At 40.6% G+C, this 24,872-nt stretch carries 23 protein-coding genes; 7 read left to right on the top strand and 16 right to left on the bottom strand.

Going from position 1 to position 24,872, the window contains the following annotated elements; genetic code table 11:
* Positions 1-31: 31 nt before the first annotated feature.
* Positions 32-3,157, bottom strand: a complete 3,126-nt coding sequence (locus BR06_RS0107485; protein WP_051676965.1) for an ATP-binding protein — start codon at positions 3,155-3,157, stop codon at positions 32-34.
* Positions 3,158-3,414: 257 nt separating this feature from the next.
* On the opposite strand from BR06_RS0107485, the gene BR06_RS0107480 reads away from it, so the two are divergent.
* On the top strand, positions 3,415-3,690 hold the full coding sequence (locus BR06_RS0107480) for a DUF2325 domain-containing protein (protein ID WP_031481850.1): 276 nt from the start codon (positions 3,415-3,417) through the stop codon (positions 3,688-3,690).
* 8 nt (positions 3,691-3,698) lie between these two features.
* Here the strand turns inward: BR06_RS0107480 and BR06_RS0107475 are convergent, their stop codons facing one another.
* The gene (locus tag BR06_RS0107475) at positions 3,699-4,553 is read right to left on the bottom strand and encodes a deoxyribonuclease IV (protein WP_031481849.1); all 855 of its coding nucleotides are present in this window, start codon (positions 4,551-4,553) and stop codon (positions 3,699-3,701) included.
* Between the two features lie 60 nt (positions 4,554-4,613).
* Positions 4,614-5,747 carry a GAK system CofD-like protein gene (locus BR06_RS0107470; protein ID WP_031481848.1) on the bottom strand — a complete coding sequence of 378 codons (1,134 nt, stop codon included), beginning with the start codon at positions 5,745-5,747 and terminating at the stop codon, positions 4,614-4,616.
* A gap of 201 nt (positions 5,748-5,948) precedes the next feature.
* Between BR06_RS0107470 and BR06_RS0107465 the strand changes: the two genes are divergently transcribed.
* Positions 5,949-6,554, top strand: coding sequence for a YqiA/YcfP family alpha/beta fold hydrolase (locus tag BR06_RS0107465; protein ID WP_031481847.1), 606 nt, complete (start codon positions 5,949-5,951; stop codon positions 6,552-6,554).
* Here the strand turns inward: BR06_RS0107465 and BR06_RS0107460 are convergent.
* Positions 6,541-7,737: a GNAT family N-acetyltransferase gene (locus tag BR06_RS0107460; RefSeq protein WP_031481846.1), complete on the bottom strand. Its 1,197-nt coding sequence runs from the start codon at positions 7,735-7,737 to the stop codon at positions 6,541-6,543. The genes BR06_RS0107465 and BR06_RS0107460 overlap by 14 nt on opposite strands.
* Before the next feature lie 31 nt (positions 7,738-7,768).
* Complete coding sequence (locus BR06_RS0107455; protein WP_031481844.1) at positions 7,769-8,683, bottom strand: LysR substrate-binding domain-containing protein; 915 nt, start codon at positions 8,681-8,683, stop codon at positions 7,769-7,771.
* Positions 8,684-8,848: 165 nt separating this feature from the next.
* Between BR06_RS0107455 and BR06_RS0107450 the strand changes: the two genes are divergently transcribed.
* Positions 8,849-9,286, top strand: coding sequence for an iron-sulfur cluster assembly scaffold protein (locus tag BR06_RS0107450; protein ID WP_031481842.1), 438 nt, complete (start codon positions 8,849-8,851; stop codon positions 9,284-9,286).
* A 33-nt stretch (positions 9,287-9,319) separates the two neighbouring features.
* Here BR06_RS0107450 and BR06_RS0107445 read toward each other — a convergent pair whose 3' ends face one another.
* The 5 genes from BR06_RS0107445 to BR06_RS0107425 all read right to left on the bottom strand — a co-directional run bounded on the left by BR06_RS0107445 (position 9,320) and on the right by BR06_RS0107425 (position 15,655).
* Positions 9,320-12,358 (bottom strand): PAS domain-containing hybrid sensor histidine kinase/response regulator, encoded by a 3,039-nt coding sequence (locus BR06_RS0107445; protein ID WP_235727685.1) that lies wholly within the window; start codon positions 12,356-12,358, stop codon positions 9,320-9,322.
* Between the two features lie 4 nt (positions 12,359-12,362).
* Positions 12,363-13,418 (bottom strand): ABC transporter substrate-binding protein, encoded by a 1,056-nt coding sequence (locus BR06_RS0107440; RefSeq protein ID WP_031481837.1) that lies wholly within the window; start codon positions 13,416-13,418, stop codon positions 12,363-12,365.
* 161 nt (positions 13,419-13,579) lie between these two features.
* Complete coding sequence (locus BR06_RS0107435) at positions 13,580-14,626, bottom strand: endonuclease/exonuclease/phosphatase family protein (protein ID WP_031481835.1); 1,047 nt, start codon at positions 14,624-14,626, stop codon at positions 13,580-13,582.
* A 294-nt stretch (positions 14,627-14,920) separates the two neighbouring features.
* Positions 14,921-15,094, bottom strand: a complete 174-nt coding sequence (locus BR06_RS20505) for a hypothetical protein (protein WP_169738231.1) — start codon at positions 15,092-15,094, stop codon at positions 14,921-14,923.
* Between the two features lie 81 nt (positions 15,095-15,175).
* Complete coding sequence (locus tag BR06_RS0107425) at positions 15,176-15,655, bottom strand: hypothetical protein (RefSeq protein WP_031481833.1); 480 nt, start codon at positions 15,653-15,655, stop codon at positions 15,176-15,178.
* Between the two features lie 88 nt (positions 15,656-15,743).
* Here BR06_RS0107425 and BR06_RS0107420 point away from each other — a divergent pair, with 88 nt between their 5' ends.
* The 3 genes from BR06_RS0107420 to BR06_RS0107410 all read left to right on the top strand — a co-directional run bounded on the left by BR06_RS0107420 (position 15,744) and on the right by BR06_RS0107410 (position 17,614).
* A complete protein-coding gene (locus tag BR06_RS0107420) occupies positions 15,744-16,307 on the top strand; it encodes a hypothetical protein (protein WP_051676964.1) in 564 nt (187 codons plus the stop codon).
* 104 nt (positions 16,308-16,411) lie between these two features.
* The gene (locus tag BR06_RS0107415; protein WP_031481829.1) at positions 16,412-16,750 is read left to right on the top strand and encodes a hypothetical protein; all 339 of its coding nucleotides are present in this window, start codon (positions 16,412-16,414) and stop codon (positions 16,748-16,750) included.
* A gap of 90 nt (positions 16,751-16,840) precedes the next feature.
* Entirely contained in the window at positions 16,841-17,614 is a 774-nt protein-coding gene (locus tag BR06_RS0107410; protein ID WP_031481827.1) for a substrate-binding periplasmic protein, read from the top strand.
* Positions 17,615-17,620: 6 nt separating this feature from the next.
* On the opposite strand, the gene BR06_RS0107405 is transcribed toward BR06_RS0107410, so the two are convergent.
* The 3 genes from BR06_RS0107405 to BR06_RS0107395 form a co-directional block, all read right to left on the bottom strand.
* Positions 17,621-18,331 (bottom strand): peptide arginase family protein, encoded by a 711-nt coding sequence (locus BR06_RS0107405; RefSeq protein WP_031481825.1) that lies wholly within the window; start codon positions 18,329-18,331, stop codon positions 17,621-17,623.
* A 453-nt stretch (positions 18,332-18,784) separates the two neighbouring features.
* Positions 18,785-18,952, bottom strand: a complete 168-nt coding sequence (locus BR06_RS20500; RefSeq protein WP_169738230.1) for a hypothetical protein — start codon at positions 18,950-18,952, stop codon at positions 18,785-18,787.
* A 227-nt stretch (positions 18,953-19,179) separates the two neighbouring features.
* The gene (locus BR06_RS0107395; protein WP_031481823.1) at positions 19,180-19,836 is read right to left on the bottom strand and encodes a LexA family transcriptional regulator; all 657 of its coding nucleotides are present in this window, start codon (positions 19,834-19,836) and stop codon (positions 19,180-19,182) included.
* Between the two features lie 160 nt (positions 19,837-19,996).
* Between BR06_RS0107395 and BR06_RS0107390 the strand changes: the two genes are divergently transcribed.
* Positions 19,997-20,296, top strand: a complete 300-nt coding sequence (locus BR06_RS0107390) for a hypothetical protein (protein WP_031481822.1) — start codon at positions 19,997-19,999, stop codon at positions 20,294-20,296.
* Between the two features lie 14 nt (positions 20,297-20,310).
* On the opposite strand, the gene rnr is transcribed toward BR06_RS0107390, so the two are convergent.
* The 3 genes from rnr to BR06_RS0107375 all read right to left on the bottom strand — a co-directional run bounded on the left by rnr (position 20,311) and on the right by BR06_RS0107375 (position 24,800).
* Positions 20,311-22,587 carry a ribonuclease R gene (gene rnr / locus BR06_RS0107385; RefSeq protein WP_031481821.1) on the bottom strand — a complete coding sequence of 759 codons (2,277 nt, stop codon included), beginning with the start codon at positions 22,585-22,587 and terminating at the stop codon, positions 20,311-20,313.
* A gap of 208 nt (positions 22,588-22,795) precedes the next feature.
* Complete coding sequence (lpxK, locus tag BR06_RS0107380) at positions 22,796-23,920, bottom strand: tetraacyldisaccharide 4'-kinase (protein WP_031481820.1); 1,125 nt, start codon at positions 23,918-23,920, stop codon at positions 22,796-22,798.
* Positions 23,921-24,065: 145 nt separating this feature from the next.
* On the bottom strand, positions 24,066-24,800 hold the full coding sequence (locus tag BR06_RS0107375; protein ID WP_031481819.1) for a Bax inhibitor-1/YccA family protein: 735 nt from the start codon (positions 24,798-24,800) through the stop codon (positions 24,066-24,068).
* Positions 24,801-24,872 lie beyond the last annotated feature (72 nt).

The following is a 24,872-nucleotide window of genomic DNA, read 5'->3' as shown; positions in this document are numbered from 1 at the left end:
AAATAGTTATATTTACCAAACAAATAAAAAATCAGGCAACCTTCTCAAGCTCAGCGAGAAGCTCATCAAAATTAAACGGCTTAGTAATACGCTCATCCATACCGCACTGCTTACAACGCAACCAATAATCATCATCATTGTTAGCAGTAAGTGCGACAATTCTTACTGGGTAATGGAGTTTACGAATAGCAAGAGCAGCTTCAAAGCCATCCATTACAGGCATTTGAAGGTCCATAAATATTATGTCAAAATCTTCTTCAGCTATAAAAGCATCAACAGCTTCTTTGCCATTTTCAACAATGGTAAACTTCTCAATATTATGTTTCTCAAAAATTTTACGCAGCAGAATCTGGTTCATTTTACTATCTTCGGCAACTAACACTTTTACTTTTGACAGGTCTGCTACCTGATCTAACCTTTCTGGTTCCAAGGCTTTGATATCTGAATAATTTTCTTGAAAGCATTCCTTAACAAGCAATGTAAAGTAGAAAACGGCTCCACCTTCAGGACTATTCCTTGCTTCCAGCTTCCCACCCATTAAGCTTACCAACCTATGGCATATAGCCAGTCCCAAGCCGGTACCACCGAATTCACGGGTAATTGAAGGGTCAGCCTGTACAAAGGACTTGAAAAGAGATTCAACTCCCTCCTCAGGAAGGCCTATACCAGTATCTGAAATTTCAAAATAAATTTTACGCTTTTTGGAAGATGTCATTTCAGGCAACATTTTTACGGTCAGAGTCACAGTCCCTTCACTTGTAAACTTAATCGCATTTCCAAGCAGATTAATCAAAATTTGGCGCAATCTCATGCTGTCAATTTCAATAACAGGAGGAAGCCCCTCAGCCTTAAGGACAACATCCAGTTCCTTATTAGCAGCCCCTACGTCCATAACATCACGCATTTCTTTTAAAAACGGTGGGAATTCAAGAGGTTCAGCTTGCAATTCCATATGCCCTGAGCCCATTTTTGAAAAATCTAGAATGTCATTTACGATAACAAGCAAACTATCAACAGAGGACTTAATGAGACGTATATGTTCGCGCTGCTCAGCAGATAAATTCGTTGTTTCAACAAGTTGAGCCATGCCTTTAATGGAATTCATCGGCGTTCTAAACTCGTGACTCATATTCGCCAGGAACTGCCCTTTGGCGTCGTTTGCTCTTTGTGCTTCTTCCTTGCTAATGCGCAGTTCTTTTTCAATATGCTTAATTTCTGATATATCCTCGACAGTAGCTAGCACCCTCTTCCATGAATCTTCATATCCCGGGATCAAGGTACAATTAACAATAAAATACTGTTCTGTGCCATCATCGCGAACATAGTAAAACTCGCTGCGGTGACGCATCACTCCCGAAACCAAATCGAGAAGGATTGCTCTGAAATACTTCCATGAACTTTCTGAAAGATATGAAGAAAAACCAGTTTCCAGTAGTCTTTCACGCGACTTTACCCCAAGAAATTCCATGCCAAGGTTATTCGCAGATATGATTTTAATCAGTCCTAAATTACGGAGAACATCATTCATAGAATCGAATAAACGACCACGGATATCCGTAGTATTTTTAGCATCACACGAATCTATCTTCTCTTTCAGCTTTGAAAAATCAAGCTCCCACAACGCAACAGGAGAATTATCAAATAAAGAACGAAGGCGGTTTTGATTAATCATAAGTTTTTGTTCAATCTTTTTGCGAGAGCTTATATCGACGACAAAACCTTCAATATACCCTGGGGTTTCCCCTTCGGGTTTTACAAGCCGTAAGTTCCCTGCGGTCCAAAGTACGGAGCCATCTTTACATACACATTCGGCTTCATAGCGAACAACCTGACCAGACCTTTTAAGCTCACCTAGAATATTATCCCAGTCCGCTCTATTTAGAAAAACTTGATTCCTGACACTGGTAACTGAGCTCATCAAATCATCAGCGTCATTATAGCGTAAAAGAGTAATCAAGGCATTGTTAACCGTCAAATATCTACCATCGAAATCAATTTGAAATATGCCCACCGGAGCATTGTCGAAGATCTCTTGGTACCTGGACTCGGCTTGAACCCTGAGGCTGTCTGCTAGCTTTCTACCCTCGACTTCATGTTTCAGAACCAGCCGTTGCTTATTGATAGCATCTTCGCGTCTGCCTGCTTCAGAAATGCGAGTCTCATAGACCTGACGCATGATGATTGATCTAACTAAATAATAACAGCCACCTGTAATGGAAAGAAAAAGGACGATTGAAAGCATCAATAGATTTTGAGGGTCGATATTCCCGAAAATTTCCTGTTCTTCAACTAAGCTTACAACATTGAGCGATGTTTTTTTCACAGGAGAGGATATAGCAAGATAATCCACTGTTCGTCCGGACTTCCCAGCTTCGAGACGAGTAACTCCACTCCAGTCTCCACCAAGAACATCCATAAGAAGCAATTGCCCACTTTGCAGAGCAGAACTACTCGATATTGCCAGAACGATATCCTCAACAATGAGGAAATCACTACCGACAGAAGGAGAAGATGTCATATCGCGAAGGCTCTCAAACAGGCTTTCAGCCCTCACCCACCCAACAACAGTACCGAGACTCCCACTATTATCGACGATAGGCATACTAACCAAAATTGAAAATACACCACCGATATTTCCCGCACTAAATGATACGTCTTTTCCTTTTGACGCATATTTAGCATAAATATCATTGTCGCTAATTAAAACACACTCACTATCAGTATCCGCAAGCAAATTCCCCTGACCATCGAGAATCGCAATCTTAGCAAAAATCTGTTCAAATCCTAAAAACTTAGTATAAACTGTCTCAAAAATTTTATCGCAGACGCTACTCAGCTGAATTAGTTTATTTTCTTCAAGATCTCCGGAATCAATAACGTCCGTCTTTTTTACTAAAGATACTATATCACTATCAGTGGCAAGGTTACCAAGTTCGGTCATTCTCCCGGAAAAGAAAAAGCTCACAGCCATCGCTCTTTTGGCAGACTCACCCACAAAAAAAGATCTCGCTGTCCGCCTTACTTGGAGTTGAGAGCAATAGCTCGTCCATAGCAGATAGCCGATAAGCCCTGCAAAAACGATTACCGCACTAATAAAAAATAGCCGGAAACGAAAATAATTTGGAGGATCTTCTCCGTATTTAATATCTTTTACCATAAAATAATTAGAGCCCTGCTATCTATACTACTAACAAAATTATTTACTTAAAAGTAACATCTTAAAAAAACATAACCAATTTATAGTTAACAATAAAACAAGCTAAAAAACATAATTATATTTAACCCCAAAGAACGACAAAAGGCATTATAATTTGTCACACACCACAGGTTTAAATTTTTACCATGTACCTGTTGACAATGAATCTCATTTTCAATAGATATATACTCAAAGACACCGTTAACCGAGGAAAAATTATGTGTGCAGCTCTTATAGGCGGGATGGATCGGCTAAAAAGGAATTACATCACCTCTGCTAAGGAGCAAGGGGTTAAGCTTAAAGTTTTTACGGGGAAAGAAAACAACGTTTCCGCCATGCTGGGGAAGGCAGATCATGTAATAATTTTTACCAACCAAATATCACATTCAGCCAAAATAGGCGCCGTTAAGTATGCAAAGGCAAACAATATTCCCCTGCACATGTTTCACTCTTGTGGGGTTTCAACTCTTAAAGCTTGTCTGAAAAAGCTCTGATGTGCAGCCTAACCTAAGCGAAGTGAGCGTAAAACTTCAAGATTCATTCTATCAGCCTCAAATTCAGCATCATCGCCTTTAGGAGTCTCAAGGACCTTTGGAATGGTAGAGAAACGGGTGTCGTTGAGAAGGGATCTGAATCCTTCAATTCCGATCTGCCCCTTACCTATATTCTCGTGGCGATCTTTGTTGCTCTCAAGCCCTTCCTTGCAATCATTCAAATGGAAGAACCGTATAAAATCTAGCCCAATGAGACTATCAAACCTTTCAAAAACTTTTTCATAGGTTTCAGGTGTCCGCAAATCGTACCCTGCGGCAAAAGCATGGCACGTATCAAAACAAACTCCCAACCGCTCCGTATAGCCGGAATCTTCGAGAATTGTAGCCAGCTCACCAAATCGACTGCCTAAGTTCGTTCCCTGTCCGGCTGTATTCTCAATAAGAACCCTGACCTCTTCGGTCTCAGACATAGCTATAGCCTGATCAAGGTTAGCAACATACCGTTCAAGAGCTTCAACTTTACCAGAACCTAGGTGTGATCCGGGATGTGTCACGACATATTCAATCCCAAGGCGTTCAGTTCTAGTAAGTTCTTTAGCAAAAGCCTTAATAGATTTTTCAGCACTTTCCGGTTTGGGCGAAGCTAAATTGATTAGATAGGAATCATGAACAGAAACGGGGTAATTGCCCCACTCTGCTCTGCGCGACTTAAATTTCTCGACCAATTCATCGTCAAGCGGCTTAACCTTCCACTGCCTCTGATTGTGAGTGAAAATCTGTAACGCAGTTCCACCAATAGACATTATCCTGTCAACAGCCTTATCGAGTCCGCCGGTAATCGGCATATGAGCGCCCAAATACATATTATATATGATCCCTATTAACTTTAAAAATTATATGTAAAAAACACTCAAATTCATAAACTAATTATCCTGAGCTATTTCCATAAGCACTGGTGCAAGTAAATCTGGATCAATAAGCGGAGCAGTTTTTGCAGAAACAAGCTTACGATCAATAATTGTCAGAGGTAGTTTTTGAAGAGCTTCTAACGACAGCCCTCCCTCGTAATTCCCATTTTTAGAATCGATGAGTATTATGGATAAAACGGACTCACTTGAAATTTCAGCTGCATTGTCCATTCTCAATATTTCTAGCAGTTTTTCAACCTGCAAAGGCACATCATGTCCAAGAAGTTCAGGGTCATGTCCCATATTAGGGATAAAAATTTTCGAGCAATTATTTCTGGATATAGCCTGCCCCATTCCTCTCGGAAGAAGAGAAGCAAGTATACTCGAATAAAAACTTCCCATGGGATAAACAATGACATCGGCCTCTTTGATAAGCATCATAGCAAGCGATGAGGCATGAACTGAACGAGGCCATGGATCTTCAACTCCAGAACAAGCCCACAAACCATCTATGGGAGACGAAACAGGCGGGGCTTCTTTGCCGGTAAATAAATGCTGCCCAGCAAGAACTTCACCATTAAGCAAACGAACGGCCAAATGACCGCTATCCATAGAAGCAGCACGAACTACTCCCCTAGCCCTGATAAGTCTGGAAAATTGAGCAATGGGAGGAGCTAATACCCCCTTATGAATCATATATCCGGTAGCAAGAATAATATTGCCGAGACAAGCATATGCAGGGTTAAATCTGCCGTCAGACAGTTCTATAAAGCGGGTAAAATGATTTGAAAGTATTTTACAAACCACTTCTGAAATATTTTCCATTAACGGATGAGTTCCGTTGGCTAAATGAAACAGCTCCCCATTAAGAGCTTCTATATCTCTGTATTTAGGAAAGCGATAAGCGAGCAACCTGACAATTTCTAAGTTCTCAACGGTATCACAATTTGCCAGCGATATAAGCCTGTTGCGAATGTCACCTACAGCGGGCATATCAAAAGTTTTTCTCAGTTCGGCAGAACTGCCACCGGAATCAAATGTGGTGATAATATAAGAACATTCAGGATTAACATCAGCTAACCTTCCGGAAAGACCCGCAAGCGCTGTCCCACCGCTGAAAAAAACAATCCCGGGATGATCCTTTACCACATTTCTCTCCTATTAACAAAAAAACTCCCCACAAAGCCCTAATGTATTGGCTTTTTGAGCAACCCTAAGCATTGCTTAAGGACTATGCCTTCAAATATCCGCCCCGTCTACTATCAGATGACAGACAGCACAAGGCGCAATTATCCTTTGACTTTAAAAGTCTCATTACCGTACTCATTATGGGGACTTGGAGGAAGTATAATGAAAAATATTTTTTTGAATATTCACGGCTTCGGTTCATCCGGGCAAAATTCGAAGGCTCAGGCTCTGATTGAATCTTTTCCTAACCATAAACTGATTAGCCCGGATCTTCCCACTGATCCGGAGGAAAGTTTGAAGGTTCTAGAAAAGATAATTGCCGAAAACGAATCAGCCCGAATAATAATGCAAGGCTCATCCATGGGCGGATTCTACGCACTTGTTATGCATTTAAGGCACGGTATTCCGGCTTTACTGATAAATCCAGCTCTCACACCTGCGGCCCTCGTCCAATCTAGAGTAGGTGAAATGTATGACTTTAAAAATGGGCAGCAACTCCTCATAGAGCAAGAACATGTAGAAAGATTTGCGCGCGTCGAAAAAGAAATCACTGAAGCCCTCACCGCTGGCGGCATCAATAAAGGTGGAGTTCTAGCTCTTATCGGTGAGCAGGATGAAGTATTAGATCAGAATATAATGAAAGGAATACTTACAAAACTTGGCGCGGAAGTCATTTCATACGAAACAGACCACCACTTTGCGGGCTATGACAAAGTAACTGAAGATGATCAAAAAGTTAGATCTTTTCTATTAACTACCCGTTCTTGATATGATTTAACGAGCGGCCTTTAATGATAGGCATCATATCGTTCATTTCATTGATATAGCCGTTCTCCAGAGTATTAACCTCGAGAATATAAGTCTTAAAAGTTAAATCCATGGAAGGATCACTAAACCTGTGAAGACTGTAACAGGGAGCAGATAAAAATCCGCGTCTGGCTTTATGTTCACCACCCATTCCAGGGTCGTATAGACGGATATTATTCGCAATAGCCCATTCGATCGGAGCATAATAGCATAATTCAAAGTGTAAAAATCTTACTTCCTCAAAGCATCCCCAATACCTGCCCCAAAGCCTGTCACCAGCGAAAACAAACATCGACATAGCAATAGGATCGGGACTTCCTTCTTTAAACGCAACAGTGAAAAGAAGATTCTTGCGCATATGCTTTTGCAGCCCATCAAAGAAACGTTCATTCAAAAATTTGCAACTCCAGACCCCGAATTTATCGTTAGTTGCGGCATAGCATTCATACATCAAAGGGAAATATTCTTCGGGGATATCATCCCCCACGAGGGTTTCAATTCTTATATTATCGGCCTTCAAAGACTTCCTCTCGCGGCGGACAGTTTTTCTGCGATTGCCATTCAAGGTCGCCAGCCACTGATCATAATCTGCGTAATTATGATTTTCCCAGACGTATCCTTGATGCTGCCATGTAGCATACCCATGAGTTTCCATTTCAGCTGTCCATTCTGGATCAACAAAATTAAACGCACTACTTCCAAGGCCATTGGCTGCGCAAAATCTATCTAAAGTCTGGCAAATCAATCTTACAAGATGCTCCGCACAAGCATCAGGAGCAATCAAAAAGCGGTATCCCGAAGCAGGAGTATAAGGACTCATCCCAACAACTTTTGGATAATAAGTTATGCCGCCTTTCTGAGCTACTTCGTGCCAAACCCGATCAAAAATGAATTCGCCTTCACTTTGATCCCTCACGTACAAGGGAGCAGCAGCAACAAGCCTGCCCTCGTGACGAACAAGCATATGCGCACTTAGCCATCCAGTTTCAGCGCAAATGCTGCCGCTTTCTTCAAGAAGGCGCAACCAATCCCATTCCAAAAAAGGAAAATCGATAAGGCTTGCAAGCCCGTTCCATTCGTCTTTATCCACGCTGGTAACGGACTGAGCCCAAGATATATCATAACCCTTAAGAATATCAGTCATTGTGCGACCTTAATTATAAATGTTGCTCGAGTTATTCGCCAATCTCATCAAAGAAAGATGTACACTTTAAAAAATAGTCAGCAACACTCTCCATAAAACCTTTATTGGTATTAGAGAGGTCTCCCCTCTTCCATACCATAAAAAGGTCCATAGTAGGAAATTCATCCCGTATAGGAATCAAAGTTATCCCCTCCCGGATGACACGACTGCTATCCGGCAAAAAAGTAATGCCCATCCCAGAAGCAATTAAAGCAGCGGCTCCAGATAGTCCGGCTACCTCTTGACTTATTATCGGCACCAATCTCTTTTTACTGAAGGCCTTAATTATAGAATCATGCAAATCGGGCTGGCCTGACCGAGGGAATAATATCAGCTTTTCGTCCGCAATATCTTCTAATGACAAACTTTTTTCACGCGCAAATTTATGGTCATCAGGGACAGCAATTGCATGTTTTTTTGAAAACAATCTTATGGAGGCAAGTCCATCCATTCCATGCAAGAAAACGGTAGAAAAACCGACATCAAGTTCCCCAGAACGGATCTTTGCAAGTTGAGCAGAACCACCAAGTTGGCTGATTTGCACGGAAACATCAGGAGAGCTATGCCTAAAACCCCGTATAGCCTCCGGCAAAGGGCTATCCATAGCCACTTCCATAAAACCCACATTCACGCAGCCAGATTCACCTTTCGCCATTCTAGCTACAGTAAGAGCAACAACTTGTGCTTGCGCTAAAATAGAAACGGCCTGACCATAAAAGTACTGACCTTCCGCAGTGAGCTGAACGTTACGACTATTGCGCTCAAGTAATTTTGCGCCAATCTCCTCTTCGAGACCTTTTATTTGCTGTGAAAAAGGAGGCTGAGCGATATGCACTCTGCGGGCAGCACGTCCGAAGTGCAACTCCTCTGCAACTGCAACAAAATATCTAAGCTGTCGTAATTCCATTTCTGAATACACCTGATAATCTATTTTAAATTTTTAAAATTGGTTCATTAATTATTATCAAAGAGCACGCGTTCAAGAAAGACATTAATTTTCAGCAAAATAGTTGTAATAGCCCGCATCGCTTTTTTTTGGTAGCTACAAAAAAGAATAAACAAGGAGCCATAAATGAGCGACCCACTCGACAGTCTATTATTAGAAATTCAGCAGAAGTGTGACGATGCAGCTGTAGATATGTTCGGTGAAGAAACAACTCTCAGATGGAAAAATCCATCTTTTGCCGCGACAATGGAAAAGCCTGATACAATGGGCGAAGTTACCGGCACATGCGGAGACTGCATAAAAATATTTCTTCTATTTGAGGGAGATAAAATATCTGAAGCGTCATTTTATACCGACGGATGCGGGGCCAGCATCGTGAGTTCTGACGTAGCCTGTGAACTGGCTAAAGGTAAAAGCATTGATGAAGCGTCTGAAATAGGCGGTGAGGAAATTATAGAGGTACTAGGCAAAATACCGGAAGATAAAAGACACTGTGCCCACCTTGCGTCATCTGCTCTGCAGGATGCTCTTGGAGCATGGTTAAACAAAAGTTCCGGAGCTTAAATATACCACCCATTTATTCTGTAAAAGATTCAATTAAGAAGTGAATTTCAAAACATTCCGGACCAAAGCAATCTTCTTAATCGGCTTTGTGATATAACCATTGTATCCATACTCAATACGGTGTTGTATATCTTCAGAGATTTCGTTCGCTGTCAAAATAACAATCGGAGTATTGGGGTACCCGTTCTTCCTCTCATAGTACCGTATTTCTTTTGTTGCCGCATAACCATCCAAAACGGGCATATTGACATCCATCAGCACCAAGTCAAAGTTGTGCTTCTTATACATATCTACAGCCGTGCGGCCATCGGGCACTGAAGTGATTTTGAACGGAGTATCTTTCAAATAGAATTCAACCAGCATTCTGTTACTTTCAGAATCTTCAGCAAAAAGAATTCGTGTTGGTAAAAGTATCGCTTCCGGATCTTTTACCAAACATTCCACAGATTCATTACCCAACACATTCAGCATTGCGCATTGCAAAATGCCCCGCGTCATGGGCCAGCGAATGCTCCCTTTCACCCCGAATAATTTATTAACTACCGGGCTACTGTAACTCTCACCGGGAGACAAAGAAAGCAGGCAAACGTCCGGCTTAGAAAAAGTCATGCATTCTTTGATAGCATCAACTTCTCCAAGTCCATCTGAGTCACCAAATTTCTCTGATATAATTATAAGATCAATTTTTTTATTGGTTTTTTTGATCTTCTGACATGCCGAAATACCATTCTCTGCCAAAATGCATGCAGCGCCCCACTTTTCCAAACATGCACAAATATAAGTTCTAACAACCGGGCTCTGGTCAACCACCAAAAGAGTCTTACCGCGGACAGCTTTTTCAATCTCTGCCATTTGCAGGTCAAGACTGTCTGCCATGTGCACAACTACTTCAACATTAAACTGCGCACCGCCCGAAATGCCATTTAAAGCAGAAATAGTCCCACCCATAAGTTCTACAAGATTTTTTGTGATAGCAAGCCCCAGCCCGGTACCACCGAACTTACGAGTTGTAGAGGAATCCGCCTGCGTAAAATTTTCAAATAGAAGATCTACATTCTCTTCTGGAATTCCAATACCCGTATCAGTTACAACCATCTTTAAAAGCACTTTGCCATCGTCCACAAATCGACTGGTGATGCCTAGACTGATAGTCCCTATGTCTGTAAATTTAATTGCGTTACTCAGCAGATTAATAATTATTTGCTTCATTCTTGTAGGATCTCCCACAAAGAGGGACGGGACGGAAGGATCTATATGACAATCTAAATCCAGCCCCTTCTTCCACGCAGTGACAGACATAATGCCCGAAACTTCATCAACCAGACGATCCAAGTTAAATTCGGTTTTTTCTATGGATAGCTCACCGGCTTCAATCTTTGATAAATCAAGAATATCATTAATAAGATCCATAAGGACCACACCGGAGTCCTGAAATATATTCACATAACTATTCTGCTCAGCGTCAAGCGGAGTCTCTCTAAGCATATCCGCCATACCTAGAATTGAGTTCATAGGAGTACGGATCTCATGACTCATCTGGGCAAGAAAGCTGCTTTTAGTTCGGCTTGCAACCTCAGCACGAGCCATGGCATCTTCAAGTTGCTTAAGAGTGTCAGCCATATGTGCGGAGTTTCTCTCCTCCACTTCATTAGCCCGAAGCAGTTCTGCGGCATAACGCTGTAACTCTTCTTCATCATTTTTTCTGTCAGTAGCATCACGAACAACACTGAGTAAAACATCGGCCCCATGGTACTTAATCTTTCGGGTACGAACTTCAGAGTAAACTGAGCGCCCTGTCTTCGTAATCATGGAACATTCAAAACTATCAGTTGCGCTGCCTCCCAAAATATCACTTAACACTGCACGTAAAGAGGCGCGCTCATACGCAGGTACCAGTTCAAAAATAGTTTTAGACAGAAGCTCTTCCTTAGAATAGCCCAACTGATCAGTGATTTGAACATTTGTTTCAATGAAAAGACCATCAATATCAGTAATACAAACAAGATCACTAACGTTATCAAAGTAAAACTGGTAAGCCTCAAGCCCCTTTGCCCTACGTAAACTTTCCAAAAGATAAGACAAAGATTTCTCAAGTGTACCTATCTCGTGAATATGGCTATCCTTATCATTGATAGCTACATCCATCCCCTTTGAAACACTCTCTACAGTCTCAGTAATAGTCTGCAGCGGCTGGCCAAGTTTGCGGCTGATAAAGAGCGCCACAAACATACATATCCCTGAAATTATGATAATAAAAGGTAGTGAAAGATAGAATGCTTTCGAAATGACTTTGAACAAACGCTCATCTGAAACGAAATAAGAAAGACCGGGAACTAGCGAACTGCGAAAGAGAGCGCCCTCCAGTTTATCGCCAAGACGCGCGTGAACCATTTCATCAGAAATAGCATCATTGACTTCTAAAGAAAGAGGCTTGCCTGAAAGAAAATCTGATGCGATTCCTTGATTGAATAGAATAAGTCTTCCGCCAGTACTGCTATCGACAAGTGAATCAAGTCGCGACTTAGAGGCATCAACAATACAGGCAACGCTACCGACAACTTTCAGCCGGCTACGAATAGGAACTGAAAAAACTGTCACCAATTTACCGTCAGAAGATCGGCAAAAAGTGCAGCGATATGGTGTATTTTCGAGGGCTTGCCTTACAAGGACACTATCGAATTTTTTAGAAGTGGATGAAAAAATTTTATCATCACCTTTTCTCAATATGAAATAATCCACACCTAAGGGACTTTGATCGTACTCTTCAAGCTTTTCAATGAGCGGATAATCTGCTCCGAGCATCATCGTAACTCGAATTGAATTATCCCTACTAAGCTCGCCAAGCCGAGACATGGCCCGATTTAAAAAGCTGTATACTTCAAGACTGTGAACTTCCCCTTCAGCTCTGACACGGTCATGAAATTCAGCCTTGAGACTTTTAAAATAACTATAAGAAAGGACACTGCCAATGGACAGCGCAGAAAGTAGCGCAATACCACAAATAGCCGCAGCCAAGAGCGTACACAATCTATAAGTTTTTATACTTTTTATATTTTGAGCAAGTTTCGACAATTAACTACCTGTAAATTGCGTCAGAAGCCATTAATACGTCGTTAGGAATGGTTATACCGAGTTCTTCAGCGCGCTTAAGATTAAAGACTAGCCCATAACGTTTAGCATTCTCAATAGCTATGTCCCCGGGCTTATCTCCATTTAGTATCCGACCAACCATGACGCCTGCTTGCCGCCCCATGGAAATAAAGTCTACTCCGGCCCCGCCAAACATTCCAAGACGAGAAAATGAATAATTAATAGGAATACCTGGTTTCAGGCAATTTCCAACTGTCCACTTAATAATTTCCGAGGTGGAATGTACTTGCCCATGCTTGTCTTTTAAAAGAGTGGCTGCAGTATAAATAGTACCTATATCAGGACTGGAACAACTTTTTAATATTATATCCTTATAATCTTCCCAAGAAGTGGCAATCTTAACATCAAAAAAAACATCTACACTTTCCTCTGAAAGTTCTAGATTTACTTCCTTTAAAACGGCCTTTCCTGTGGGAGACTCGTCAGAAACAATTAATGCTCGCTCTAGATCGGGAAGAATTTTCTTCTGAACCTTAAAAGCTTGTACGATGTGTAGTTTTTCATAAATGCCTGTTATGTTATGGCCGGGCTTACTGCGAGAATCTATCCACGTCACAATTTCATTGTAATCTTCCGGCTGACCATTAAGCCCCGAAAACACGACCGCTATTTTAGAATCAACAAGCTTTAAAGCAACTGCCCTGAATGCATTATCATCCAAAACAACAACAACATCAGGGTTAATTTTCTCTATTTTAGCCAAAACAATTTCAGCCTGTGCATCAATCAAGGCAGGAGTATTATTTACTTTTTTAGTTTCCATTGCGTAAGAATAAATCTTCACATCGGTATCAATCCGGAAACCGGCACCGGCAATAGCTTCAATAACGCCCTGATACTGAGGCAGTCCGCAAATATTGTCTTGTGCGTAACTACTTACGATGAAAATTTTCTTAGGTCCGACGGCCTCTGCAAGTGCAAAAGAACAAAGCAAAACCGTGCTAAGTCCAACCATTAAACACAAGCCGAATACCCTTTTCATGCAAGCTCCGCATTTATAGATTAAATACAGTTAAGAATTATCCATTAATATTATTAATCGTAATTATGGAATACTGTATCATTTTTATTGCATTGTAAAAACAAACATGCACCCCGATTAATGATTAGATATATAACGACAATAAGTTAACATTGGTTAAGTTACTTTAATTTAAAAGTTGCAATGAGAGGTAAATGGTCAGAAGAATCTATGTCTTGGATAATATTAGAGTCTAAAAAGTGAACTTTTTTAGAGTAATACATAAAATCATAGCGATGTCTGCGCTCAGGAAATGTAAAATAGTTATGAATAGATTTAGCATCAGAAGATTTAGAGCTATACAATTCAGAAATTTCTGGAACTTGATCCCATAAATGTTTCATAAAGGAAGGCTCGGACATATCTGCAAATGGAATAGGCGTTCCACGTATATAAGCTTGAAAATTAAAATCTCCCGCAACTAAAAAAGCACGATCAGAGGATTTCTCGTTGATCCACTTTGACAGAGATTTAATCTGCTCAACGCGCGCAGCTCTATTCCATACACAAAGGTGAACATTATAAATATCGATAGGATTATCTTCTACTAAGATGGAAACACGCTGCATAGTCGATTTCCACAAAAGCGGATAATAAAAAATATTTAATAACTTATTATCAAAATTTGGCTTGCAGGAAGTAAGAGTATAGTCATTAGAAGATATTGGGAACTTGGATAATACAACAGTAGCCTTAACTATTTTATGTTCTTTACGAAACGGAAAGTATAAATCCCAATCAACAACCGGAGCAGCATACCCCCAGCCGAGACGATCCATTATATACTCCAGTTGATCCATATAACTGGAGCGCTTTGAATCTAAATCAACCTCCTGTAATAAAAGGATATCAACATCTTTTGATTTAACTAATTCAATAAATTTATCTAAATTATTTGTATAAAAAGACTCGGGATGATCATCCGCTAAAGTCTCTTGCATAGGTCCTGCAGCAAAACCAAGGTTATAGCTAAGAACGGTCAACTTACCTTTTTTTGCATTAACTTCATTGATACCGTTTTCAAACTTTATAACTGATCCATGCTTAAGAGAACTTACCTCAAAATCAGGACTATTATACCAATTGAAAAGCAACCAACACACAATAGTAAAAGCCACGAGCAACAAAAAGGCAGCAAGTGGTTTTATAAAAGCATACCCTAAAGTCATAAAAGCCTCTGATAAAAAACTTAATTATGTATTAAAGTTCCTGTAAAATGAATATTTCAGGCCGACTTTAATAATACGTACAAAACCTTTCCTCACACAATGACACTGACCAAAACAGATAGATGTTTTCCTTGTTTTAGTTAAACATAAATCTTTCATTACACAAAGTAGTCATCAAAAGTTAACAAAAAAAAGGCGCATCAAAGATTAATTTGATACGCCTTTAAAACTCACATAATGTGAAAAAATAGGTTGCTCTGCCTTATAAATTATAATTCCAGTTAGCCGTCCCTTTTATTGCCCCTTCGGAAAAAATAAAGGACAATTTTTGCCTTCAATTCTATCAAATTCGGCAACTCGCTGAATTTCAATATGACTCGGGCTAAGAGAAGAATAAACGTTCATTCCAGATTTAAAAAGCAACGCACCACTTAGAAAAACTAATCCCAAAGCAATAACCTTCCTCATAAGAAACCTCCGATAGGGATTATTTTTCCATACCTGCATTTACATGCAAAAAAGAGGCCCAAAAGGAATGATATATTTAATTTAAGGGCACTTTAATTTCATAATTTCTGTTTGTGTATTTTTGGCCCGTTTAAGTTTCTCACCGCATGAATATTCAACATACAAATATTTACCTTTTCCAGGATAAGGATCTCCGCAAATCTTACTACCAACAATTATCCTACAGGCTTTTGTTCCATCACAAAGTTCAACCAGAGCACCTTTTGCATCACAAAAATACTGCTTATAACCAAGTTCATTACCAAGTTCAAAACTAACATTACCGTATTTAGCACTTTCAATTCTAATTGAATTTTTCGCAAAGACAGGTTGTTCCGCATCCTCGGTGTTATCTTTTGAATTGTCGTAAGAGATTGATTCAACACTATCTTCCGAAACAGGTACATCTATAACTTTTCCATCTTTTAAGGTGATCTTCATTTCAGCACGCAAGCTTGTCGATGAAATAAAAATGGATAAAACAAACACCAAAGTAATTATTTTCCAGTACTGACGAATCATGCTATTCTCCTATTGAAACTTATTTTTTATATCTTATAATAAGCTAATAAAATTAGCCAGTAAACAGAATAGAACAAAAGAGAAACTAATGATAAAACTAATGCTCTTAACCATATCCATCATTATCATAACCGTGTCATCCGCTTCTGGAAAAGAAGCGTACAAACCAGCGACAGCTATAGTGCCAATATTTCCGTTAAGTCAGCCCCAAATGGCCAACACTTCGCCTCCCGTAACTAAACTTGAAAGACTTAATACGTCAAAGTTTGTTGGAAAATTAACAGGCAAGGTCACAGTTCACTACCTGAAGAAAATGGTTGCTGCTCATGCAACCATAACAATCAGTTCAGATCAAAATGATCTAACTAAAAGCGATTATGACTTTTATGTTATCCCGACAGAAGTTTCATTTTTAGAAAGTGAATGGGAATTAGATGGACTTAAAGTTAAAAGATCAGTCACCATTTCAGGCAATACAATTTATATAACAGATATTATTAACTATAAAAATAATGGCGGTAATTCGCAGATTAGAACATTAGTCTTCAACTCTGACCTTTCGGCGTTAACATTTTTAAAGACTGAATTTGATGACGCGAAGAGTAACCCCGCAACGGGGCAGATAATTGGTAGGTTTACGCGTACAAAATAGCTTTTTATTTCTTAATACTATTAACTAATAATTTTATTAATTTACTTTTAATACTATTATATATAATATATCTAATTAAATTAGCAAATGTGGAGATACTGGTTATGCATATTTTAAAAAAAGGCGAAGACAATAAGTTTCAAGATCTCATTCCTTTAGGCGAAACAGATTGGCCTGAACATGTTAAAGACGAAATTTGTGCTTTCTTTAAAGATGCAGGCGTTGACGAGCCTATGAAGCAAAAGCTAGTTGAGCCCGGCCTGCAGGGATTTAGGCATAAAGTAAGTAATGATGAAATAGATTGGGATGATGTGATTGCTTATTTTAAATACGAAGCGCTAAGCGTACTCGTAATGCATGACAAGAACTTCAAACAGAAAGCAGAAAAATTGTACAAGGAATTTTTCTCTGACCATAAATTTAAAGTATGGAATAAAGAGTAGGTTTAATAATCTTTCATTTGAAATGATCTGTTTTTAGAGATATTTAGTCAACGCAAAGTAACTGTAGTAGTATAAATTAAGAGAAGCCGAATGACCGCAAAAAAATCTATATTACTATCTCTTCTTGTCTTACTCTTTACACTTTCGAACACTTCTATCTATGCATCCAATAGAGTTTCTTTTGCCTCTTTCCCTGTTCCTGTTCTTATACAAAATTCACAAAAAGGAACTTTCATTGATATAGTCAGAGAAGCCTGCTCAAGGCTGAATATTAAGCCCGATATTTTGATATATCCACCGAAGCGTTCGTTCAAATATTTTAGTGAAAAAAAAACCCAGGCATTCTTTCCCGCCATCCCCTTTCATCTAAGAGAACAATTTGTTTTAACGACTCCTTTCCACTATAAAAGGGCTTTTGCTTTTACCAGAAAAGGTACCAAAGCAATAACAACTGTTAGTGAGTTAAAAGGGAAGAGAGTCGGTCTAACTACAGGATTTTCGTACCCACCAAATATAGTAAATGACTCTGACATCACGGTCGACTTTACTGCCTTCTTTCAGTCAAGCCTCAAAAAGCTACAAGCAGGCCGCATCGATTGTTTTATAGGGGACCCGGACATAACCCTAAACGCAATGAAAGAACTAAACTTATCATTAAGTTACGATTTGGCTAACCCCATTTACGAAGAACCTGTCTTTATTGCCTTCCATAGAACGCCAGAAGGTATCGCACTAGCTGACAACTTTTCCAAGGCAATCTCAAAAATGCTGGAAGACGGTACAATACATAAAATAAAATCTGACCTTCAACCCATCAGTTCACGCCCTCCTATACTAACAAAAAAAGTAGTAGAGAGTAACTAAGAGCCACTAGTCGGGTAAACAAAAATCAATACCGAGTCCTTTTGCTAAAACGTTAAGCGCCCCCTCTGCACCAGCCCATCCAGCAGCACACTCAGGACTTAAACTGATAGTTAAAACTTCGACAACTCCAGAATCAAGAGCTGTGCGTAAGGCTTTGGCAAAATCATTAATATAAATATCGGTAAAAAGCCTTTCCATCTGTCCATTTGCCATTCTTCCAAAAAAATAGTCGAGATCAAGATTGAAAATCCATTTACCAGTCAAGTCGCTGATGGCAGATGGGAATTCCCAAGGCTCATAGCCTGCATAGCTGATATCTTTTGGTGCCGCACCTTTTCCATGCGTTGCAAACGCCCATTCAGATATTTGTGCACGATACTTTTCAATAAATAATCCCAAATAATTATCCCACCTGAAAAGCGGAGTAACAGCAAAGAAATCGTTATCGTAACCAAATGTAAGATATTCTTCGATGTCCATTGATTCAAACTCATCGTGAGGAAAGTGGGCATAATCCTGTGCTGAAAACAGGGCATCAAAATGTCTATCTACATGAAAAACTTTAAGAGACTGTCCGCCCTTCAGACTTTGAATCCAACACCATAAAGCTGCTCTATGGTTATCCATTATGAAAATATTTTTGTCGTTCCAAAGAAAATTCAGCTTTATGGCCATAGAGTGATTACGACCCTGAAAATCAACGATCCAGTTTCCCATACTTCCTCCAATTCGTTCTCAATTTAAAAAGGGTATTACCTTTCAAGGAACAAAAAGGAAAGAGAATCTCAACTAGAATTGTGCCTTAATATTACCTTCAAAAAATAAGACATAGCACTTAATTAAAAAATATCAAAAAGCTCAAATCCTGTTCATTATAAAGCTTAAATTAAGTTAAAAAGAGGCATGCTGCCAGAACGGCAGCATGCCTGAAGAAATGGATGGAAATCCTTTTGAGGAGTGTGTAATTGGAAGTCACTTTCCCGGTAAACAACAGGGGGGAAGTTCACCGAAATTCATAAAATTTTTGTTATATTTAAATGAATTTAAACTTAGCTCTTACGCACTAAAACCCTCAGCGCGTAAAAGTATTACTGTTAAAACATCAATTTTTAGATTTAGACGACTCCAAGATCGCTACTATAAATATGGCGCCCTATTACTTAATACTCATTATTTAAGGCTGTCTATGCTAAGCGGATTACCACAATGAGGACATGCTTTAACCGTCTTTCCAAAAGTAGACCCCATTACCCAGAAACGGGTAAACCAATCTTCGGATCTTTTACTATGGTACTGGACGATAACCGGGTTTCCACATTTGCAATATCTTTCCTGCATAACAAGTCTCCTGAAATTCATCTGATTGACATGGAAGCATTTACACTCCCGCCGCAACTCTTGGCATGTGACAACTCAAATCAATCATAACACAACCTGTGTGTCAATTTAAAATTAACATTAAGTTAAATTTAATTGACACACTTAATATTTATTTCTCAAAAAAAAGCGAGCCCGCAGTGTAAACACTTAACGAACTCGCCTATAAGATTATAGTTTATCAGACTTTAATGATATTCGCGTGAAACCCACATCACCTGACCAAGCACCCTAACATTTCGCAATTCGTCTCCACCAAGGAATATAGGTGTATAGTCTTTGTTATCGCTATGGAGAACAATTTGCCCAGGACGTTTTTCTACACGCTTTACCATAACAGTATCTTCAACACCAATAGCGTATATTCCGCCGGCTAGGATATCTTGCTTAGACTGATCAAGCAAAACAACATCACCCTCTTTTAATTCTGGCTCCATGCTGTTTCCATAGACTTCCATCAGCACCATATCTGAAGTATTCCCCTTCGAGCCTATCCAATCTTTACGAAAAGCATAATATCCTTCAACTTCTCCGCCAGTCTCAAAAGAGCCGCCTCCAGCTGATAACCTAGCTGCAACTTTAGGTATTCTAGCAAAATCATCAGCAAAGGCTTCGACATTTTCCTCAGGGTGTGGTAACCCTACTCCGGATTCAAGCCATGTTGAATCAATATTATACCGCACAGACAAATCAAGTATCCAGCGCGGGGGAACTGCTCCTTTTTTCTTAACCAAGGAAACAGCAGCCCGCCCGACACCTAAAACACGAGCAAGTTCCGCCTGTGTGGATATATCGGTCTGGCCCTGTAAGCGTTCGAAGAATGAATCAAAATCTTTGTTATGCATTGCTTGCTCCAATCAATCACAATTTAACAAGTGTTAATCTATGATTAACTTAAGCAAAGCTTTACCGCAACCATTTTATGAGTACAGATTACTTTTCAAACCCGGATGGATGTAGTAATGTCCTCTTATATTGTACAGAATTAATCTGGAGCTATACGAAATGACCAAGGGAAGAGATATGCGCGACGTTGCAGCAGAGTATGTGGAGTACTTCGACTTTGACTTTGGAGATTCAGGGATGACCCTGACTCTTGCAAAGGAAGCGCCCTCTGAAATATCCACTATACTCAAAGATTTATTCGGCAACAGTTCTCAGGAATCACTCGTAAAACTATACGAAGCTCTTAATATCATATCCGAAGCAGATGACGTTTTCAGCTGTGAAGTTGATGAAAAAGTCATTAGCTTACCCCTTTTTTGTAGAGTAGTCAGATACTTAGATGAGACTGCTAACAAGTAAATTCAGCCCGCAAGCTAAACAAACTTCTTAAAATCTTCCGCCCCGCTCACCACTGACAAATTCGCTTCAAGCATTTCCAAGCTCACAGAGTCCAGTTTTACCTTTATTCTCTGCCCCATTCTAAATGACTTACCTGAACGCTCGCCGACAATCATCTGACGCTCAGGCCAGAAAGTATAATAATCATCGCTTAAATTTGCTAATCTGATCATACCTTCAGCCATAACACCCTGGAATTCTACCCAGAATCCGAAGTCAGCCATAGAAGATACTATCGCGTCGAAAGTTCCGCCAACTCTATCTTTAAGGAAGATAATTGTAAGGCGTTTTAGTATTTCACGCTCAGCTTCCATGGCAACTCTTTCGCGTCCACTTAAGTGAGCGCCGAGGCTCGTAAGCTGCTTCTGCGCAGGCATAGCTTGATGCGGATCACCCAACGTTACCTTCAAAAATCTGTGAACAGCAAGATCTGCATAACGCCTGATTGGTGAAGTGAAATGGCAATAGCAATCTGAAGCAAGACCAAAATGCCCTTCGTTACCCGGCTCATACTTAGCTTGTTTCATTGAACGAATGAGCATTCTGCTGACCAAAAACTCCTGATCCTCACCTACAGCGCTGCCTAGCACTTGCTGCAAAGCTTGCGGTGTCACGGCGTCTGGAATCTCTCCAGCAATACCCATCTTATTCAACACTTTGAAAAAGTTTCTCAGCTTTTCCGGATCTGGTCCGGGATGCACACGATACAAACATGGCATTTCGCGCGCAGTTAGAAATTCCGCAACAGCTTCATTGGCCGCGATCATGAATTCTTCGATCATCTGATGAGCAAAATTGCGAGTCCGTGGGCGAATATCAACGGTCACACCCTCTTCATTAGAAATAATTTCTGGTTCCGGCAGATCAAACTGCAAGCTTCCACGCTCGTTCCTTCGTGCATTAATCTGGCGAGCAAGCTTTTCCGCAACTTCAAGCATTGGAATCACATCTTTAATCTTCTCGCGCTCTGCTTTGTCGCCTTCGATAACAGCATTAAATACCTGATCGTAAGTAAGGCGGGCATGACTGCGGATTACGACAGGTGCGAATGTTGAAGACTTTGGAACGCCAGTTTTATCGAACTCAATTGTTGCATTCATGGCGAGGCGTTCAACATTTGGATTGAGACTGCAAAGACCGTTGCTGAGCGCTTCAGGGAACATAGGTTCCACTGATTTCGGGAAATAGTATGAGTTACCGCGTCTGCGAGCCTCACGGTCCATAGGCGTTTCCATTGCGACATAGTGACTCACGTCCGCAATTGCGACCCGTAAGCGGTATCCCGTAGGAGTAGTTTCGACATGAATAGCGTCATCAAAATCTTTTGCGGTAGCACCATCAATGGTGACGAACGGGATTTCGCGCATGTCTTCGCGAGTTTTATAATCATCTTCGGTTGGCTGATCCGGCAACTTACTTGCCTGAGCGAGCACAGATCCCGGAAACTCTGTAGGAACACCGTGATTCGCCTTAACAATAGCTTCCTGCACAAGAGCATCATCTTCGCGTCCAAGGTATTTAAGAATCTTACCTTTCCACAAATCTGACTTAAGCCGCGCGCCTGGAGCAACAAGCAAAATATCTCCGCTAGAAACTTTTGAATAATCAAATTCAGCTTCAACGGGTTCTGGAATAGCGGCCGGACCATTAGCTTTTTCAAAAGCTTCTTTACCGACATTTTCATCAATGTATTTTTTCTTCCTCTTCGGATGAACCTTTGCAGCACCCTGCGGCTCAACCAGAATTCCAAAATCAAGCCTTGGATCTGTTGGGTTACACAACAGCCCACTTTCACCCATAGGTCGCACGACTCTGACTGGGAATACCTGCTTCCCACGTTCAAGCACAGCAACAATACGTCCTTCAGGATTCTTGCCACGGCTTTTGCCACCGATGAGAGCAACTGAAACCCTATCTCCATGCCACGCATCACCCATTGCACGGGGGCTGATAAATATATCGTTGCTACCTTTATCTTCGCGGATCACAAATGCAACGCGGGATCTCTGAACCTGCAATTTACCAATTATAAGATCCATTTTTTCAAGCAAACCATAGCCTCTTTTGGCTTTGACAATGGTTCCGTCATCGACGAGATCAATGAGTATATTCTTTACAAATTTACGATGTTGTTTTGTGAGTCCAAGTTTTTTTTGAACTTCGCCACCTGAAAGAGGTCTTTCGGCTGCACGCAAAACTTTAAGTACTTCAAAAGGCTTAAGTACGCCTGATTTCTTTGATTTCTTTCCCATGATGTATATATCCTGATTCTAAATTGTTATGATGTAAATGAGCAGCTCAAACGGCTGCATGTTTTCGAAGATTATATAAGTTGATCTTTTAAAATTCGACTGCGACCTAGAGATCGCAATTTTACAAATCTATTCTGAAATTTTATTTAAACGGCATATTCTAAACGTTAGTTATGCATACTACTATTAATTGATGCGCACTTATTATTTACGCACTTTCATTTTCACTGATACGTTTCTGCGAATATGAATTAAGTCTGTCTCGACTCCACCAGTTATCGAAACCGCAAGGTTCAGTTTCGTCGAAGAAAATTGAGTCTGAAAATTCAACTCGAAGGTCAATTGTATAAAACTCATCGCACCCAAGAGCGCTCAATTTAACTGCATCTTTAGGCGTGCAAATAACTTTTACAAAATTATACTGGCCATTCTCACGCGCAATAAGTTTAGCTTTGCGCCTTATATCATCCACATCCTGCGCTCGGTACGGATGATGATCCTTAAATACAACGTGCCCAGCCGGTTCCTGACTCATAAACTTAACACTGTCATCAAAAAACTGATCAGGTTTTCCGATTCCTGAAACCAATAGAAATTTATCACAACCGAAAGGAGCCGCATCACCGCTCTTCAAGGATATTAAGCTTTCCGCTTTCAAGTTAAATTGAAACACAGGTTTCTTAAATTCGCCCAGCCTTTCCTTTATCACACCCTTCATAGAATTAAACTCTGCAACCGAACTCTTAACGAAAAAGCAATCTGCTCGACGCAACGCATCTTCCGTTTCACGCCAAGTTCCTCGCGGAATAACCTTATTCCACCCATCAGTAAGATCCTCATGAGTCATCAGAACAAAGTCTAGATCACGCTGGACAGCCATATGCTGAAAACCATCGTCCAGCACCATAAAATCGGGCTGAAAAGACTCAGTCGCCCATTTACCGGAACGCTTTCGGACAGGATCAACAATAACCCGCGCATAAGGATTATCTGTTGCAAGCATCAAAGGTTCATCACCGGACTCTTTTACTGGAGTCTCAGCAGTGACCAGACACGGAAATTTTGTTGGAGAGCCACCGTATCCACGCGTAAGAAGAGCAGATTCCATACCCTGTTCATGCGCCCATTTTAAAAGCCAACCGGACAGCGGTGTTTTTCCACTACCACCGGACCCAATATTCCCTACAGAAACACACGGGCACGAAGGATTAAAACGAGTAAAGGTTCCTCTGCTGAACAGATTTGCCCTGCACCCCATCACAGCTCCGTAAACATGCCCTGCCGGAGTCAGTATGGGACTGAGAATATTTTGCGCGGTACGTAAACAAGCCATTAGTTTCTCACCTGAAAAATCAAGGGGAACCTCGCGGTTCCCCTTGATACTATTAATCTCATATTGCTACAGACTCTTAAATGAACAGCAATGCTGCTAAGCCATCATCTGCATCAAGTCAATTCAACCAAATCATGCCCGCAACTTAATTGCGTGAAGAACCCATGAATCTTAGTAGGAATAAGAACAAGTTGATGAAATCAAGGTAGAGTGTCAGCGCGCCCATAATTGTGCCGCGCCTAAGAGCAACCTCGTCACCTTCAGGAACATTTTCGCCCATAATCCTAAGCTTCTGGGAATCATAAGCAGTAAGACCAGCGAATACAACTACACCGATTACGGAGATTACGAAGTTCATTGCTGAGCTCTGCATGAACATGTTCACAACAGAAGCAATGATGATTCCGAAAACACCCATCATCATAAAGGTTCCCATACCAGTCAGATCTTTCTTTGTAGTAAGACCGTACATGGATAAAGCCGCAAACATTCCAGCGGTGACAAGAAATGTCTGAAAAATTGAAGATGCTGTGTAAGCAAGTAGAAGAACGGACAAAGTTAGACCGTTAAGTCCACTGTAAGCCATGAACAAACCAGTTGCAGCACCAGCGGAAAGAGTTGCAATGCGGGCGCTTAAGTAGAAAACAAGCCCGATTTCACCAACAAGAGCAGCCCAGAAAAGCATGGTAGGACCAGCTACTCCAGTTGTTGGATTCACTGCGAAAACCATATTCAAAACAGCTGGAGTTGATGCGGTAAGCCACGCAACAGCGGCAGTTAGCAAAAGCCCCAAACTCATCCAATTATAAACCCCGCGCATAAAAGCGTTCAGGATTTCCGGTTTTGTCTGAATTGAACCGGCAGAACCAAATCTACTCATAATTTTCTCCTCACAATTTTTATTATCCAATGAAAATAAACAGGATAGCTGACAAAACCAGCCCCTGCTAAT

Source organism: Maridesulfovibrio frigidus DSM 17176 (assembly GCF_000711735.1).
GTDB classification, from domain to species: Bacteria; Desulfobacterota; Desulfovibrionia; order Desulfovibrionales; family Desulfovibrionaceae; genus Maridesulfovibrio; species Maridesulfovibrio frigidus.
The sequence above is the reverse complement of the archived record's forward strand: the minus strand, read 5'-3'. Positions and strand labels throughout refer to the sequence as shown.